The following is a 17,384-nucleotide window of genomic DNA, read 5'->3' on the forward strand; positions in this document are numbered from 1 at the left end:
TTTGGATTTTGGATTTTGGATTTTGGATTATTAGACTGGTTTAGGGATGCACTTATCTGTGGTTTTCACCATTCACCCCCTATCTAAAATCTCAAATCTAAAATCCAAAATAGTTTAAGACCACCAAGGTGCTTCGCCGGTGCGGAAATCAGTTTCTGTCCAAGTTGTAAAAGCGATCTTGTCATCTGCGACAGTGGCGTGGGCCAGGGCCAGAGACAAAGGCGCGGGGCCGCGCACCACTTTGCCCTCATTGTTGTATTGAGAACCGTGGCAAGGACAGATAAACTTGTTTTCGCTAACATTCCAAGGCACGACGCAACCCAAGTGAGTGCAGACTGCATTGATGCCGTAGTCGGCGATAGATAAGTCTTCTTTCACCACAACATAGGTGGGGTCGCCTTTGAGACCTTGGGCTAAGCTGCGATCGCCTGCAGGGTGCGAAGCCAAATATTGACTAACGATGATGTCGTTACCCAAAGCATCTTTAGCTGTCACTCCGCCGCCAACTGCCCCACTCGACGGAGGAACAAAATATTGGACAACGGGATAGAGTGCGCCCAGTGCCACACCTGTGACTGTACCGAACGTCAGCAAATTCATAAATTGGCGACGCCCCATATCGGGAACATCGGGATTTCCAGCAGAAGATTGAGCCATGACCTGCCTTTACGGTTTTAAGTTACGTTTGTTTGTTTGTTAGCTGTTAGCGAACCTGTACGTGCAGAGGAAGGAGGATAATTGCCGTTAATCTGCTCGCACAAATTTTAGGCCGCGAAAATTCCTTTTAAGAATGCGCCTTCCAGCCTTTATTAGAGTATTATTACATTTTTTGAACTTTGTCTTTTATTGTTTAATGGATTAACTCAGGAGCAACCATGACGGGCAAGGATTTACACCAGCTACTGCTAGAAAAATGGGGAAAGTCTTACGATATCAGATTGCGGCGAACGCGGGGCAAGATTTTTGTGCAAGTTATGTGGAAATATCTAGAACAGGCATCTTTTCCGATGACGGAGGCTGATTATTTCGAGCATTTGGATGCAGTGGCCAATTACCTCAACGGCTGGGGGAGCACTGAACAGGTTAGAGAATATATCGTAACTACTCGCGATCGCCCGCGCTTGGGTAAAGCTGTCAGCGTTCCCCTAGATTTGGGTGAAAGAGCCTCGGAGTGGTTGCTAGACGAGTTTTGAATCACTCAGTCGATTTTAGATTTTAGATTTTAGATTTTAGATTGACTCCACAGCCGGGATCTGGGGGAGTTCCCTCAAGTTTTGTGTCGCGCCGCGGCTGGATTAGTTGAGCCCAAAGTCCCGAAAATCGATCGGCGAGCTTGTCATGCGACTTGCCGCTGGTGAGAAACTAAGCTGTGGCGCATCTAATTTGCACGGGTACTTTGATTCAAAGTCTTGTGTGGCGGGCTTTGCTGCGCGCGCCCTGCTGTGGGATTTAAATGCTGCAACAGTTTCTGGGGCTTTTTAGGGGGCTTTTTTAATTTTGGGCGATCGGACTTCTAGCTTACCAAAATCATCGGAACCAATTTCTGTCAACAATTTCACATACAATGAGTGTCAGATATCTTGTGAAATTTAGGAGAATGTTGTAATGGGTGTTGCACTGGGAATGGTTGAAGTCTTAGGATTTCCCGCTGCAGTAGAAGTTGCGGACTCAATGGTGAAAGCAGCCCGTGTTACTTTAGTTCGCTATGAGAAAATAACCCGCGCCTACTGGACAATTATAGTGCGAGGAGATGTTTCTGAAGTGCAAGCAGCCGTTGCTGCTGGAATTGAATCAGTTAAAAAGGTCGATGGCGGAAAGTTGCTATCGTATCACATAATTGCTCGTCCCCACGAGAATCTGGATTACGTTTTGCCGATCGGCTATACTCCCGAAGTAGAACAGTTCCGAATGTAGTCAAAGTTTTGACAAAACTTTGGTGTTGAATTTTAACTTTTAGTAATTATAGAGGCGCGGGCGATCGCGTCTCTATATTTTTTTGTGGCCAGTCTATCGATCTTTCTGTGGAGTTTTTAGCGCCCTAAAAGCTTTACCAAACCAACCCCGCCAAAATACAAGCTCAGCACCGCACCTCCTAAAAGACTTTGCGTTAAAGGGTCAGTAGAAGGCGTTAACACCGCTCCCAAAACTGCCGCTCCCAAAACTACATACCGCCAGCCGGAGAGCATTTGGTTGGAAGAAACTATCCCTAAAACGCCGAGCAATACTTGGACGATCGGGATTTGAAAAGCTAAGCCGGTGCTGAACATTAACAGCAGTACAAATTTAAAGTATTTGTCGATCGACCACAACTGCTCTACAACGTCGGCTCCATAGCTAACAAAGAAGTTGAGCGCCGCCGGAATCAGAGCGATGTAAGCAAATACTAAACCGCCCAAAAATAGGAAACTCGAACCGAAAAACACCGGCCCCAGCAACCTGCGTTCTTTGCGAGTCAAGCCGGGAAGAACAAACAGCGCTATCTGGTAAAAAATAAACGGACTGGCGATGAGCAAACCGCTGTATCCGGCTACTTCGATAGAAACAAAGAAATACTCGCCCGGAGCTAGTTGCAGAAACTTGACGGGTCCGGCCGGTACTTCTAGCAGTTGCACGATCGGTTTAACTGTTAAAAAGCAACCGATTACAGCGATTACTACTGCAATTAGCGAGTAAAAAAGTCGCTGTCGCAATTCTTCTAAATGGTCGAATAAAGACATTTCAACTTCGTCGGGAAGTTCGTCTAGAAATTCGTTTTCTAAGTTGCGAGAACCCATCGCACCGCCTGCGATTGGTGCAATGCTATTTTCCTGGCTAATTGCTTCGAGGTTGTTGTCGGAACCTTGTTCGGGTGTCTCCAAGTTTGAGGGAGCAGTCATAGGAAATTGGTAATTGGTAAGGGGTAATTGGGAAGAGGGAATGGCTAATTGAAAATTGGTAATTGAAAATTGGTAATTGAGAATAGTTATTTCATAATTGCTCCGACTTCATTCTTCATTCTTCATTCTGACTTCAGCAGCAGAATGAACGCTCGATCATTAATCAGTGTAGCGGTGTCAAAATCCGTGTCGTGCCTTCATTATTCAATCACGATCGCAATTTTGCCGATCGCGCGGCCGGTTTCGCTGTAAGCGTGGGCTGCTGCTACTTCTTGTAAGCTGTAAGTGCGATCGACAATCGGCTCAACTTTCTCGGATTCTATTAATTCCCGCAAAGCGCCTAAATCGCTGGGGTTGGCATTAGCTAAAATAAATTTAGCTTTTTTGCCCGATATCAACCAGCTCGTTAACATCGGTGCGAGGTTGTCGAAACTCGGCAAAGTCGAGATATAAACTCCCTCTGGTTGCAGCACTTTTTCGCATTCACCAAATGTTCTTGTCCCGACAGCATCTAAAATTATATCATATTTATCGCTTTGTTGAGTAAAGTCAACTTCCGCGTAATCGAGAACAAAATCGGCTCCCAAACTCTTGACCAATTCTCTATTTTTTGCACTGCAAACTCCCGTTACTTCCGCATTCATTGCTTTCGCAACTTGCACGGCAAAAGTGCCGACTCCACCGGAAGCGCCGTTAATCAATACTTTGTTTCCTGCTTGAATTTGACCGAAATCCCTGAGAGATTGCAAAGCAGTTAAACCTGCGATCGGTACTGCTGCGGCTTCTGCATGAGTGATGTTTTTCGGTTTAATTGCTGCATCCGATTCTGGCACAGCCGCGTATTCGGCGCAAGCACCCCCATTGATGGGATTTAAGAAAGTATAAACTTCATCTCCGGGTTGAAATTTGGTGACTTCCCGGCCGACTTCCACGACAACTCCAGAGATGTCAGAACCGACTATTCGAGGAAAGTTATATCCTGTTAATAGTTGCAGGTGTCCTTTCCGGATTTTCCAGTCTACGGGATTGACGCTGCTAGCGCGAATTCGCACTAACAATTCGTTGGATTTGGCGATCGGCTTTTCCAACTCTCGGTATTGCAATTCCTCGGCTGAACCGTAGCGATCGAACGCAACTGCTTTCATGGCAAATTTTCCGGTTTATTTCCAATAGAACACTCAATCCTTTACAATTACAGCACATTCGATCTAAATGTGACACAGTAAATTGAGCCAGCCTTGTAGCATCGGGCGATCGACTCTTGGAGGCCTCCAGACAATGGGCAGGCGTGAGGCCATGGGTTCGCTGGCCCAGTGCGATCGACTAGGGATTAAAGTTAATAGGAACAGGGCGGGCTATCCCATAACCCTGAGCATAATCTACTCCAATCTCCCGCAATTTTTCTAAGATAGTCTCGTCTTCGACAAACTCAGCTATAGTTTCAAGATTCATCGCATGGGCAATACGATTAAAGCCTTCAACCAGCGCTTGAGAAATCAAATTATGACTAATATTCTTGACAAAAGCGCCATCTATTTTTAGATAATCCACTGGTAAATTTATCAGATACGCAAAGGAACTCAACCCACTGCCAAAATCATCTAAAGCAAAGCAACAGCCAATCTTTTTGAGTTCGCTCATGAAATATCTGGCTTGTTCAAAATTCGCAATCGCTGCGGTTTCCGTGATTTCAAAACCAATGCTTTGTGGCGGGACTTGGTAGCGAGAAAATTGTTCGATTAAAAACCTCATAAACTGATTGTTACTAATGCTAGACCCAGAAAGATTGATCGTATACAAGCCTTGACTAAGAACATCTTTCTCCGGTAATTTGTGATAATTAGAGAAAAAAGTTTCGATAACCCAACAATCGATATCAGTTATCAAGCCGTAACGCTCGGCGGCGGGAATAAACAGATTTGGAGATACTAATTTTCCATTTTCGTCCAGCATTCTGATCAAAATTTCATAATGCTCTACTAATGGTTTAGAGGTAATAGAGACAATCTTTTGGTAGTAGAGACAAAAACGATTGGTTTCCAGCGCTCGGCTGATTTGGGAAATCAACTGCCTCTCACCACGTTGTTTAATTAGTTCGCTATCATCTAGACGATAAATATGAACACAGTTTCGCCCTCTGGCTTTGGCGGCATAACAAGCTGCATCAGCCGCTCCCAGAAGCTCCATCAAATTTTGGGTGGTGTGGTCAATGGCCACAACTCCAATGCTGACTCCGATGATAAAGGTGTTGCCATTCCAAATAAACCGAAATTGATGCACTAAGTCTTTGAGGTTTTCCGCAATCTGAGTTGCTTGAGATAGTGGGCATTGAGTGAGCAAAAGACCAAATTCATCACCTCCCAAGCGAGCCAGTGTGTCATTAGCACGGACTCCCTGTTGAATAAGTCCGGTGATTTGGCGCAGTAGCTCATCGCCAGCAATATGACCTACGGTATCATTAACGACTTTGAACTGATCTAAATCTAAATAACAGAGAGCGTGCTGGTGATTGCTCTCTTTAACAGAGGCGATCGCCTCAACTAGGTGCTCCTCAAATCTTCGACGGTTGATTAACCCCGTTAGGGCATCGTGACTGGCTTCCCAAGATAGTTGACGGGTGAGATAGCGCGATTCAGTAATATCATGAAAGACGATTACTGCCCCGATAATTTGACCTTGGCGGTCTCGAATAGGTGCTGCCGAGTCAGCAATGGGATACTCGGTTCCATCATCGGCAATCAGAATAGTATTGTTAGCTAAGGTCACAATTACCTCCTCTAATAGAGCCTGGTTTATGGGATTCTCTACTGGCTCTCGCGTTACTTGATCGACAATTAGGAAAACTGTAGAGAAAGGCACTCCTTTAACCTCATGAGTTTTCCAGCCTGTCAGTCGCTCAGCTATAGGATTGAAATATGTCACATTACCTTGGGCATCAGTAGTAATGACCGCATCGCCAATGGATTGCAGTGTCACTTGAGCCAATTCCTTTTCGGCAAATAGAGACTCTTCGAGACGTTGCCGTTCTTCAATTTCTCTCACGAGAAGTAAATTTTGATTTTGGAGTTTTTGTTGCAGTCTTCGGATCGTTAGGTGGGTTTCGACACGAGCTAATACTTCTTCGACTTGAAATGGCTTAGCAATATAATCTACCCCTCCAACAGCAAGCCCTTGCACCTTATTAAATGTTTCATTTAGCGCACTCAAAAAAATTATTGGAATGTCGGCAGTGCGCTCATCAGATTTTAATTGTCGGCAAACTTCATAACCATCAATATCAGGCAATTTAATGTCTAGTAATATTAACTCCGTCGATGGCGATTGGGCGGCTCTGATCGCCATAGCCCCTGTTATAGCACTGCGAACTTTATAACGCTCTTGCCTCAAAGTATCCCTGAGAAGGCGCAGGTTATCAGGTAGATCGTCAACAATTAAAATATTGCCTCGGTAGTTTGTAGCTCGATCGCTAATCTTATCGCTAGTTCTATCGACAATCATACTGATTTCCCTAGTTTCCTGCTAGAGGAATATAAACATATGCACAAACAGTATAGTTGAATTACTGGGTTAAAAAGGTCACTTTATCCACAAAGAAGTCCTGCGATCCCGGAGATATGGGGCTGGCAAGGGGGCGCAGCCCCACAAAATCTGAATAGTTTGGTTAGGGGCAGTCCCCCCGTGGTTGCCCTTCTGGGCTTCGCCTAACATCAGAAGAAGATTGTTTCAACCCAAGCAGCCGATTTATGAACAAGCGCATTTCTCAAATGGCAAGCCTACTCGTCATTGCGATCGGATGTCTCGTGCTGCTTGGTTGGCAATTTGACATCTCCCTACTCAAAAGCGGTTTTCCCGGTATGACTTCGACCATGAAAGCAAACGCGGCAATTTGCTTTTTGCTGGCTGGAGTGTCTTTGAGATTGTTGCAGTACCAAAGAACCCGACTGCCCAATCGCATCGCTCAAGGGATGGCAGGATTCATAATCATCATGGGTCTGTTGACGCTGAGCCAGTATATTTTTGGTTGGAAGCTGGGTATTGATGAGTGGCTTTTCCCAGATTTCGTGTCTTCAGCGACTCCTTATCCGGGAAGAATGGGAGTAAATACCGCCGTAAATTTTGTGCTGATGGGACTAGCACTGTTACTGTTAGGGCAAAACTCCCAACGGGATACTTGGTTGGCTCAAATTTTTAGTAGTGTTGCAACTTTAATTTCTCTACTAGCTTTATTTGGACACCTATTCAAGGTCGATATTCTTGAACGGTTGGTCACAATTACGACGACTCAACCCGTAAACACGATCGCCACCTTTTTCATCCTCTATGGAGGAATTTTATTGCTCCGCCCCAACGAAGGATTAATGCAAGTAGTAAGCAGTCGCCTGGTCGGCGGAGTAATGGTTCGGTGGTTGCTGCCTTGGGGGACAATTTTTCCAGTGACACTGAACTGGTTCACTCTTCAGGCGCAAAATTTAGGCTGGTATAACGCTAATTTTGGCTATACATTGCGTTCAACTGTTATGGTTGTCACATTCTCAATTCTCATCTTGGGGACGGCTCGCTTTTTGAACCAGATAGATTACAAACGCCAACAAGCCGAAAAAGAAATTAAAAAACTTAACGAAAATTTAGAAGTTCTTGTGGCTGAACGAACAGATGCTTTACAAAAATCGCAGGCTCGTTTTGCGGGAATTCTAGAAATCGCCAGTGATGCAATTATTTCAGTCGATCGCACTCAACGCATTACTCTGTTTAATCAAGGGGCAGAAAAGATGTTTGGCTATAAAATTGAGGATATTTTAGGGAAGCCACTGAATTTACTGCTGCCAGAACAGTTTAGAGATGCACATCCGCAGCATATCAAAAAATTTGCACAGTCTTCTACCAGAGCGCGAAGGATGGGAGAACGAGGCGAGATTTTGGCTCGTCGTCAAGATGGAACGCAGTTTCCGGCTGAAGCCTCTATTTCTAGGCTGGAAATGGGAGACGAAACGGTATTTACTGTTATTCTGCGCGATATTAGCGATCGCAAACAAGTAGAAGCATCACTGGCTCACATGGCAGCGATTGTGGAATACTCTGGTGAGGCAGTTATTAGCAAGTCATTAGACGGCATCATTTTAACCTGGAACAATGCAGCAGAAAAAATCTTTGGCTACAAGGCTGAAGAAATCATAGGACAATCGATTGTCATTCTAATTCCCTCCAATCTTACCTACGAAGAACAGCAAATCCTAGAAACGATTCGACAAGGAGGAACGGTTGAAAACTATGAAACCGTGCGTGTTCGCAAAGATGGACAGCTTATCCACATATCTTGTACCATATCACCTCTGAAGGACACAACAGGCAGAATTACTGGGTGTTCTGTAATTAAACGCGACATCACCGATCGCAAACGAGCTGAAATAAATCGCCAACAAATTGAGATGGCTTTACGAAACAGTGAAGAGCAGTTTCGCCATGCCTTTGAAGATGCCTCTATCGGGATGGCGATCGTTTCACTTGATGGGCACTGGATTAAAGTCAATCCTGCCTTATGTCAGATTATTGGCTACTCATCAGAAGAGTTGTTAGCCTTAACTTTCCAAGACATTACCCATCCTGACGATTTAGATGCGGATCTTAGTTATGCCAATCAACTATTAGCAGGAACAATTTCAACTTACCAACTGGAAAAACGGTATTTCCATAAACAAGGACATATAATTTGGATTCTTCTTGATGGCTCGCTAGTACAAGATGGACAGGGAAATCCACTGCATTTTATTGCTCAAATCCAAGACATTACCGCTCGAAAAGAAGCTCAAAAGGCGCTAGAACTTCAGAGTGTTATTATGAATAACATGGCAGGTGGAGTGTGTTTAATCAAAGCCTCAGAACTCACGATCGTCTACACCAATCCCAAATTTGACGCTATGTTTGGCTACACAGAGGGCGAACTCGCAGGTCAACCCGTTGGTGTCTTGAATTATGTCGATACAAATTTTACACCAGATGTAACCGTTCTAGATATCGTCACTCAAATTGAACAGATCGGCGAAGCGAAATATGAAGTCCACAATAGAAAGAAAGATGGAACTCTCTTTTGGTGCAGAGTTCATACATCCAGGTTTGAGCATCCTGAATACGGAACTGTATATGTTGCCGTTCAAGAAGACGCAACAGAGCTAAAACTTGCTGAGCAAGCCTTGCAAGCTACCACAAATCGCCTCAACTTTCTTCTAAACTACAGCCCCGTTGTCATTTATAGCAGTCAACCTGCTGGCGATTATGCAGCAACGTTCATCAGCGAAAATATCAAAGATGTATTGGGCTACGAAAGCAGCGAGTTCTTAGAAGATCCTAAATTTTGGGTGAATCACTTACACCCCGATGATGTAGAACCAGTGCTTAATGGCTTACCAAATGTATTCATTAATGATTTTTATTTCCACGAATACCGTTTTCGTCGCTCCGATGGGGTTTATCGCTGGATGCTCAGTCAGCTTAGGCTAATTCGAGATAATTCAGGTAAACCTGTAGAAATGTTGGGATATTTAATTGACATTAGCGATCGCAAACAAGCTGAGTTGGAATTTCACCACGCAAATGAAGCAAACCAAGCCAAGACTGTCTTCCTCGCCAACATGACCCATGAACTCCGCACCCCCCTCAACTCAATTTTGGGATTCACGCAATTGATGAGCTATGATAGAAGTCTGACTCCTTCTCTGCAAGAACGTTTACAAATTGTCAATCGTAGCGGTAGACATTTATTGGACTTGATTAACGATATTTTAGATTTATCCAAAATAGAGAGCGGACGGATGACCCTCAATCTTTCTGACTTTGATTTGACAAATTTGCTGGCTTCTATTGAAGAAATGTTCCAAGTTAAAGTCCAATCTAAAGAATTGCAACTAATTTTCGATATAGCTCCCGACATTCCTAGATTTGTGCATAGCGACAATAAAAAACTCTACCAAGTCTTCGTCAATCTCCTCGGTAATGCGATTAAGTTTACCAACAAAGGAAGCGTCACCCTACGGGTAAGAGCAAGACAAAGAGACACAACATCCTGTCACCTATGTTTTGAAGTTGAAGATACAGGCGTGGGAATTGCCCCCACAGAAATTGATAGCCTATTTAAGGTATTTGTGCAAGCCCAAGCTGGGAATAATTTGAGTCAAGGTAGTGGGCTTGGTTTAGCCATCAGTCAAAAACTCGTCAAACTCATGGGCGGTCAAATTCGCGTTAAAAGCACTTTGCACCGAGGTAGCACTTTTTCGTTTGAGATTCCTGTACAGTTACCTCAAGCAGACTCCTTACCCCCAGAATCAAGTAATCAAAGAGTAATTGGTTTAGCTCCCGGACAACCGACTTACCGCATTCTTATTGTTGAAGATTTAGAAGAAAATCGTCGCTTGTTAGTCGAGTTCCTTACCTCGGTTGGTTTTGAGGTGAGAGAAGCAAAAGAGGGAGGGGAGGCACTGTCGCTGTGGGAGAGTTGGCGGCCGCACCTGATTCTGATGGATTTGCGAATGCCGATCGTGGATGGCTACACAGCTAGTAAATATATTAGAGAACGCCCTCAGAGCCAAGAAACTGTCATTATTGCTTTAACTGCCAGTATTTTTGAAGAAGAGCGAGAGAAAGTTGTTATGGCTGGCTTTAACGACTTTATAAGCAAGCCATTTCAGCAGAGAGACATCTTTGACAAAATCGCTAAATATTTGCCAGTGCAATATATCTACGAAGTCGTAGAACAAACTCCACAAAAACAATTAGTTGAAACGGTGTCTGGAGAAGATCTATCCATCATGTCCCCTCAGTGGTTAGAACAAATGTATCAAGCCGCTTACTATCTCGATACTGAAGTTATGAATGAATTAATTGTACAAATTCCAGAATCCAAAGCAAGTTTGTCCCAAGCACTAACCGAGTATATCAATAATTTTAATTCCGATCGAATTATGGAGCTGATTCGACCTTTGCTGCCGAATCCACTGTAGTTATCGAGTTTAAGGACAAAAAATCTACAGTGCTGTAAGCAGTGGCTATATTTCCAATAGAAACCAACAGGGGAAAGGATTTGGAAGTTTTTGGATAAGTCTATTGCAGATATCCATCAGCTTGAGGAAATGGCATACACATTAGATGAAATGTGCTGTATCATATAGCAATTATATTTCGTATGGGAAGGAGATTTATTCTTTTTATTAAATGCAGAGGGTGCTGAGGGGGCAGAGAAATAGAAAAGAGATAGATAAATGATTGATTTAACCGGGAAGGTAATTTTAGTAACTGGTGGCTCGAAAGGGATTGGTGCAGTGACGGTGCGGACTCTGGTTAATGCTGGAGCCGAGGTGATTTTGCATTACTTTCGCAGTCAGAAAGAAGCGGAAGCGGTAGCAGCAAGTGTTGCGCGCGATCGCTGTTATTTATTGGCAGCAGATTTGATGGTGGCAAACGCGGCTTCGACTTTGTGGCGAGATGCTTTAAAATGGCGCGGTCATATTGATATTTTAGTTAATAATGCGGGGATTATGCAGTCAGCGGGTATAGAGGACAAATTCGATATTTGGTCTTCAGCTTGGCAGCAAACTCTACAAGTAAATTTAGTTGCCGTTGCCGATTTGTGCCGGGAATCTATTCTGCATTTTCAAACTCGCAGAGTAGGTACAATTATTAATATAGCAAGTCGCGCTGCTTTTCGCGGCGATGACCCGAATTATCTGCACTACGCCGCTTCTAAAGGTGCTATTGTTGCTTTAACTCGCAGCATTGCTAGAGGTTTTGCGGCTGATAATATTTTGGCATTTACAGTTGCACCGGGATTTGTCAGTACAGAAATGTCTAATCAGTTTATTCAGGAGTTCGGTGAAGCTGATATTATTCGCGATATCCCGATCGGCAAAATCGCTCCTCCTCAAGAGGTTGCCAATGTTATCGCGTTTTTAGCGTCGGGTTTAGCTGCACACGCTACCGGGACTACGATCGACATTAATGGAGCTTCTTACGTGCATTGAGACAATTACTGTAAAATACCTCTCAAGGCTCACGCTGACACCTTTTAAAACTAACTCATTTATCACTTTAGCAAGACGCTAAAAACTCCATCAATCACTTAGCGTTAGATAAAAAGATAGTCTGAGGAAAGTTGATTATGACAACAGATAACGGCACCAACACCAAACGAGTTGCCATACTCATCGAAAATGGAGTAGAAGATTCGGAATTTTTAGTTCCTTACAACGCCTTAAAACAAGCAGGATTTGAAGTAGTTGTCCTCGGTTCGCGGACAAACGAAAAGTATGCAGGGAAACAAGGAAAAGTTGCCCAGCAGGCTGACGGGACTACCACTGAAGCAGTACCCGCAGAATTCGATGCAGTGATAATTCCCGGCGGTATGGCTCCCGATATGATGCGGACTAATCCCAATACAGTACGTTTTGTACGAGAAGCCTTTGAGCAAGGAAAAATCGTCGCTGCTGTTTGTCACGGCCCGCAAGTTTTGATTGAAGCCGACTTGCTGAAAGGCAAAAATGCGACGGGTTTCTTGGCAATTAAAACAGACATGATTAATGCCGGGGCTAACTACATTAACGAAGCTTTAGTAGTTGACGGCAACTTGATCACTTCCCGCCAACCGGGAGATTTAGCAATATTTACCACGGCAATTCTGGCTCGCCTCGGTTACGGCGGAAAAGCAGTCGGTTTGCCAGAAGAAAGTGACACAAATGCAGAATGGTGGAAATTAGCTAATGGTTGGGGAGGTTCTACACAAGGCGACATTGTTAAAGGTTTGAATACCGCCCTCGCAGGGGAACGCTATGCTTGCGAAGCGTTTCAAAATTATGCGGAAAAAACCCAAGACAGCGATTTGCGATCGCTCTTGAGAGAAATGATTCAAAACAAACAGAACCACATCCTCGCTCTCGAAAAACGCCTCAACGATTTCGGTGAAAAACCCTCAATTCCTGCCCAAATTGCTGACAAATACGCTAAATTAAAAGCTTCGATGCAAGGAACGGATGAAACCTTTTTGCTGCGGAGCACTCTAGGTGAGTTGCAAACCGGTGTTGTCGATGTCAACAACCTGCGGGTGAAGTTCACAGATCCCGTATCAACTGCCATTTTGACAGAGATAGAATCGGATTTGTCCAAGTGTGAGCAAGTCGTTGCTAAACTCTACCGCGACCGTGCAGTTTCCCAGGAAATTAAGTCGCCTAAACCTTCGACTAGCCCCGCTGTAAAAATGTAATCAGCAAGGGGATAAATAAGTTTGTAGTTTTGTCCAGAGGTGAAAACCCGCACCCATATCGCAGCTACAAACTTGCTCTGCAATCCTACAATATACGCCTTTCCGGTAAAATAAAACCCAACACTAAAAAGCAGATATTCAACTAACTGCAAGGTGGAGGGTTTTATTAAATGGGTTTTATTTTTGTTTCAGTGGAATACGGCGGCTTTGAAACAAGCTTGCGGCACCCGGGGGCGGTACCAGCCCCCGGATTCATGCGTGCAGAAATAAAAAATATAGTATCCGATAACCAGCCCCCGGATTCATCCGTCAAGTCGCTTTCTTCAATTCTAAAATCTAAAATCTAAAATCTAAAATCTAAAATCGATTGCCTTCTTGCCTCTTCCTTTAGACAGGAGACACCTAGGCTATAAATGCGCTACTCTGTTGCCAATATTTTGATGAGGAAAAGAAGGCTGTGGTTCCCTTACGCGATGAAAATCCCATTACTATCACTCCCTACGTCACCTACGGGCTGGTTGCGGCAAACATATTAGTATTTTTGTACGAACTCAGTTTGGGCGATCGACAATTAACCCAATTCTTCTACTCTTGGGCCGTAATTCCTTGCCAGTTAAGCAATATGTGTCGGGTTGCCCTGCCTGCTTCGCCATTTCCCGAATGGACAACACTAATTAGCTCCCAATTCCTGCACGCAGGCTTTCTCCACATTGCCGGAAATATGTTATTTTTGTGGATTTTTGGCAACAACGTAGAAGACCGTTTAGGGCACGTCAAATTTATAATATTTTACCTTACTTGCGGCGTTTTAGCATCACTAACTCAGTGGTTTTTTTCCTCAGCATCTGCCATTCCGTCCCTAGGTGCTAGCGGCGCGATCGCAGGCGTGATGGGAGCTTACATTCTCAGATATCCCCAAGCCAGAGTTCTGACACTGCTTCCCCTGGGAATCTTTTTTACCACCGTCAGAGTCCCCGCTTTCTTCTTTCTAGGATTTTGGTTTGCACAGCAAGCATTGAGTGGCCTGGCTTCGTTGAATGCCCCGGCAAGTGTCGGCATGGAATCCGGGGGAGTTGCCTACTGGGCCCACGCCGGCGGCTTTGTTTTCGGCGCTATTCTCGGCCCTTTGCTGGGATTGTTTTCTGAAGAAAATCAGATTTAATTTTTCACCCTTGATGAAGCAAAATAAATGCAGATAAAGTCCCCAACAATGGCATTTATCTGCATTTTTATGCGGTTTCAAACCTCTGATTTTTCTCAAACTTCGGTTCTATAATTTGCCCTTTGTTGCGAATTTTCCTGAAGAGAATCACATTTAACATTTTACACAAGATAAATAAAAATAAACGCAGATAAACTGCCAACAAAATCGGCGTTTATCTGCGTTAATCTGCGGTTTCAAACCTCTTATCTTTTTAGATAAACGTGAAGTCAAATCCCGAAAGAGAAGAAACCCCAGTTACACCATTTAACTTCGCCAAAATGCGAGAATCAGCACCGGCGACGTTATTGCCATTGCCGTCATAAATGATGTAAGTATTGCCGCCGGAATCGTAAGCAAACAAGAAAGCAGTTCCTCCCAGAATATTTGCAGAAACAGTTGTCTGCACATTCAGCAGAACTTGACTGCCATTGCTGAGATTGGCGAATCCTGGGGCAAAATTAAACTGATCGGCGATCGGCACACCGAGACCGTTAAAATCAGTAATCACATCGTATCCGCCCGCCGCGATCGCAGCATCGATTGCAGCCGAAGAAGCCGCATCAAAGACTGGCCCACCTTGTGCAGGGCTGGTATAGCGGAATTGATTGCTGCCACCGCCCCCTGTCATGGTATCTGCGCCGAGGCCCCCTACGAGCACGTCGTTATCCAAACCGCCGTTAATCGTATCGTTGCCGCCTTGACCATCAATAGTATCGCTGCCCGCCAAACCGTCCAAATTGTCCGGCAAAGAACCCCCAACCAAATTGTTAGGCCCGCTATCAGCCGGCAAGATTTGAACGGTGATAGTACCCACGCCCGGAGTTGTCCCCAATCCGTCGCTGACGCTGTAGGTGAAAGCAGTTGTACCCGCTACGTTGCCGGGGATGAATTGCACTTGAGAGACAAGATTTACAGCTATCCCCAGTTGCGGTGTGCTGACATTGATAATGTTGAGCGATCCTGGTTGCGGGCTGGAATCGTTGGCCAGCACGTCGATGAAAGTGGGCTGCGAATTATTCGTACTCGTAAATACGAGGCCGTCATTGACAGCAATCGGCGACAGGGTAGTTGGAACAGTTACAGAGGTATCGAAAGAATTGATGTTAATTGCGACTGACGCTGCTGCCGTGCCGCCTTGGTCGTCAGCTACGCTGTAGCTGAAAGAACCGGCTGACCCGATCGCGTTTGTTCCAGGTTGAAATTTCAGCCCAAGTAAATCCTGAACGGTTAACTTTTGGTTCACGCTGAGGGGGTTTGTACCCGTAATTACCTGACCAAAAGTAGGATTGGGAAGTCCGACTACCGCGATCGACAGCGGCTGGCCCTCCGGGTCGCTGGGCGCCGAAATGCTCAGAGACAGAGGCAAATTCTGCAAACCAGTCACCGTCTTGCCAGCTTCCACGATCGGCGGCTGGTTAGGAGTCGGAGATGTAAAACTCGGCGGAGTCGGCCCCCCGCCCAAAGGTGGAGGAGTTGGGGTCGCCGCCGTTGGAGTGGGGACGATCGAAGGACTCGGACTTGGGGTTGTCCCCGTTGTTGGAGTCAGACTCGGACTCGTACCCGGAACCTGTGTCGGCAATGTCCCTGTTGTGGGACTCGTGGTTGTCCCCGGTGATGGTGATGGAGTTGGACTCGGTGTTGTCCCTGGTGATGGAGTTGGACTCGGAGCCGGTTCCGGAGTTGGACTCGGTGCTGGAGCTGGACTCGGTGCGGGAGAAGCAGTGGTTCCGGGTGATGGTGCCGGAGAAGCAGTGGTTCCGGGTGATGGTGCCGGAGAAGCAGTGGTTCCGGGTGATGGTGCCGGAGAAGCAGTGGTTCCGGGTGATGGTGCCGGAGAAGCAGTTGTCCCGGGTGATGGTGCCGGAGAGGCAGTTGTCCCGGGTGATGGTGCCGGAGAGGCAGTTGTCCCGGGTGAGGGTGCCGGAGAGGCAGTTGTCCCCTCAATGGTGAAGGGATTGTCGTTTACGCGCGGTATTTGAGCTGTAGTGAATCGAGATTCATCTAGCGAGGTCGATCGAACATCAATCAACACCGCCAAAAATTCCCCAGTTCGCCTGTCCCTAATAATCGTGTTGCTAGAATTCGAGCCTTGGCCCTGGAAAATTTCTAACTCTGTAAAGTTCAGACCTCCAGCCAGACCGATCAAATCTCCCGGATTAAAATCTCTAATTACATCAGCATCGCCGATTTCGCGGCCCCCAGTAGTGAGAAACCCGTTGCTGCCAGCCGACGTGCCCACCCTACCGAGAACAAAGATATCCGATCCGTCGCCTCCTGTGAGAGTATCCAATCCGCGATCGCCCGAAAGAATATCATCCCCAGCATCTCCAGACAAAGAATCATTGCCGTCGCCCCCGAAGAGCAGGTCATCACCCTCGCCGCCGTCACCAGTATCGTTACCAACACCGCCGGTGATGACATCCCCGCCCTCCTGGCCCAACAAAATATCATTGCCCCCAGCGCCTATTAGGCAATCGTTACCCGTGTCGCCAAAAACACTGTCATTGCCCTTGTCGCCAAAAATCAGGTCGTCCTCGCCACCACCGCGCAGACAGTCATTGCCTTTACCGCCGTACAGCGAGTCGTTGCCTTCAGCACCCAAGACAAGATCGTTGCCCTGGTCGCCAAAAGCTAGGTCATCGCCTTGGTCGCCAGAAACCAAGTCATCGCCTTTGCCACCCCGCGCCGTGTCATTGCCACGCCCGCCCTCAACGATATCTTTACCAGCGCCACCGTTGAGAGAATCGTTACCGTCTTCGCCCCTGAGTAGATCGTCTCCGTCCCGACTCATAAGCGTGTCGTCGCCGGCACGCCCGGAAATTGTGTCATTGAATAAGCTGCCGATTAAATAGTTATTGCCATCATTCGCGACAACTACGCCATCGACAAAAAGTGGCTCTGGGGGAGGCGTGGGAACTGTCACAGGTGGCCGCGGCACCGGGGAGATCGAAATGTCCGGGCCCGTCCCCGTCATCCCTGGAGAAGTCCCCGTCATCCCTGGAGAAGTCCCCGTCATCCCTGGAGAAGTCCCCGTCATCCCTGGAGAAGTCCCCGTCATCCC

The 17,384-nt window shown here is 46.0% G+C and carries 11 protein-coding genes; 6 read left to right on the plus strand and 5 right to left on the minus strand.

Features of this window, described 5'->3' with window-relative positions:
• Positions 1 to 114 precede the first annotated feature (114 nt).
• Positions 115 to 657 carry a cytochrome b6-f complex iron-sulfur subunit gene (gene petC / locus QUB33_RS12390; RefSeq protein WP_333350762.1) on the minus strand — a complete coding sequence of 181 codons (543 nt, stop codon included), beginning with the start codon at positions 655 to 657 and terminating at the stop codon, positions 115 to 117.
• A 218-nt stretch (positions 658 to 875) separates the two neighbouring features.
• Between petC and QUB33_RS12395 the strand changes: the two genes are divergently transcribed.
• Together QUB33_RS12395 and QUB33_RS12400 are read left to right on the plus strand one after the other, a co-directional pair.
• Positions 876 to 1,193, plus strand: coding sequence for a DUF3067 family protein (locus QUB33_RS12395; protein WP_190661639.1), 318 nt, complete (start codon positions 876 to 878; stop codon positions 1,191 to 1,193).
• 412 nt (positions 1,194 to 1,605) lie between these two features.
• Positions 1,606 to 1,914, plus strand: a complete 309-nt coding sequence (locus QUB33_RS12400) for a carbon dioxide-concentrating mechanism protein CcmK (RefSeq protein ID WP_006631236.1) — start codon at positions 1,606 to 1,608, stop codon at positions 1,912 to 1,914.
• 116 nt (positions 1,915 to 2,030) lie between these two features.
• On the opposite strand, the gene tatC is transcribed toward QUB33_RS12400, so the two are convergent.
• The 3 genes from tatC to QUB33_RS12415 form a co-directional block, all read right to left on the minus strand.
• Positions 2,031 to 2,876, minus strand: coding sequence for a twin-arginine translocase subunit TatC (gene tatC / locus QUB33_RS12405; RefSeq protein ID WP_333350764.1), 846 nt, complete (start codon positions 2,874 to 2,876; stop codon positions 2,031 to 2,033).
• 200 nt (positions 2,877 to 3,076) lie between these two features.
• Positions 3,077 to 4,021, minus strand: coding sequence for an NAD(P)-dependent alcohol dehydrogenase (locus tag QUB33_RS12410; RefSeq protein ID WP_333350766.1), 945 nt, complete (start codon positions 4,019 to 4,021; stop codon positions 3,077 to 3,079).
• A gap of 178 nt (positions 4,022 to 4,199) precedes the next feature.
• On the minus strand, positions 4,200 to 6,374 hold the full coding sequence (locus QUB33_RS12415) for an EAL domain-containing protein (protein ID WP_333350769.1): 2,175 nt from the start codon (positions 6,372 to 6,374) through the stop codon (positions 4,200 to 4,202).
• Between the two features lie 245 nt (positions 6,375 to 6,619).
• Here QUB33_RS12415 and QUB33_RS12420 point away from each other — a divergent pair, with 245 nt between their 5' ends.
• The 4 genes from QUB33_RS12420 to QUB33_RS12435 all read left to right on the plus strand — a co-directional run bounded on the left by QUB33_RS12420 (position 6,620) and on the right by QUB33_RS12435 (position 14,281).
• The gene (locus QUB33_RS12420) at positions 6,620 to 10,867 is read left to right on the plus strand and encodes a PAS domain S-box protein (RefSeq protein ID WP_333350771.1); all 4,248 of its coding nucleotides are present in this window, start codon (positions 6,620 to 6,622) and stop codon (positions 10,865 to 10,867) included.
• A gap of 258 nt (positions 10,868 to 11,125) precedes the next feature.
• Positions 11,126 to 11,884 (plus strand): SDR family oxidoreductase, encoded by a 759-nt coding sequence (locus QUB33_RS12425; RefSeq protein ID WP_333350773.1) that lies wholly within the window; start codon positions 11,126 to 11,128, stop codon positions 11,882 to 11,884.
• Between the two features lie 137 nt (positions 11,885 to 12,021).
• Complete coding sequence (locus QUB33_RS12430) at positions 12,022 to 13,119, plus strand: DJ-1/PfpI/YhbO family deglycase/protease (RefSeq protein ID WP_333350775.1); 1,098 nt, start codon at positions 12,022 to 12,024, stop codon at positions 13,117 to 13,119.
• Positions 13,120 to 13,576: 457 nt separating this feature from the next.
• Positions 13,577 to 14,281, plus strand: coding sequence for a rhomboid family intramembrane serine protease (locus QUB33_RS12435; protein ID WP_190732580.1), 705 nt, complete (start codon positions 13,577 to 13,579; stop codon positions 14,279 to 14,281).
• A gap of 253 nt (positions 14,282 to 14,534) precedes the next feature.
• Here the strand turns inward: QUB33_RS12435 and QUB33_RS12440 are convergent.
• Positions 14,535 to 17,384: Ig-like domain-containing protein (locus tag QUB33_RS12440; RefSeq protein WP_333350778.1), on the minus strand; the 2,850-nt coding region annotated here is incomplete at its 5' end.

It is taken from the genome of Microcoleus sp. B3-A4 (assembly GCF_036705385.1).
In the GTDB taxonomy this organism is placed as follows: domain Bacteria; phylum Cyanobacteriota; class Cyanobacteriia; order Cyanobacteriales; family Microcoleaceae; genus Microcoleus.

Excerpts from the sequence above, each read along its gene's own strand:
- petC (WP_333350762.1), bottom strand. The coding sequence starts at position 657 with ATGGCTCAATCTTCTGCTGGAAATCCCGATGTTCCCGATATGGGGCGT.
- QUB33_RS12395 (WP_190661639.1), top strand. The coding sequence starts at position 876 with ATGACGGGCAAGGATTTACACCAGCTACTGCTAGAAAAATGGGGAAAG.
- QUB33_RS12400 (WP_006631236.1), top strand. The coding sequence starts at position 1,606 with ATGGGTGTTGCACTGGGAATGGTTGAAGTCTTAGGATTTCCCGCTGCA.
- tatC (WP_333350764.1), bottom strand. The coding sequence starts at position 2,876 with ATGACTGCTCCCTCAAACTTGGAGACACCCGAACAAGGTTCCGACAAC.
- QUB33_RS12410 (WP_333350766.1), bottom strand. The coding sequence starts at position 4,021 with ATGAAAGCAGTTGCGTTCGATCGCTACGGTTCAGCCGAGGAATTGCAA.
- QUB33_RS12415 (WP_333350769.1), bottom strand. The coding sequence starts at position 6,374 with ATGATTGTCGATAGAACTAGCGATAAGATTAGCGATCGAGCTACAAAC.
- QUB33_RS12420 (WP_333350771.1), top strand. The coding sequence starts at position 6,620 with ATGAACAAGCGCATTTCTCAAATGGCAAGCCTACTCGTCATTGCGATC.
- QUB33_RS12425 (WP_333350773.1), top strand. The coding sequence starts at position 11,126 with ATGATTGATTTAACCGGGAAGGTAATTTTAGTAACTGGTGGCTCGAAA.
- QUB33_RS12430 (WP_333350775.1), top strand. The coding sequence starts at position 12,022 with ATGACAACAGATAACGGCACCAACACCAAACGAGTTGCCATACTCATC.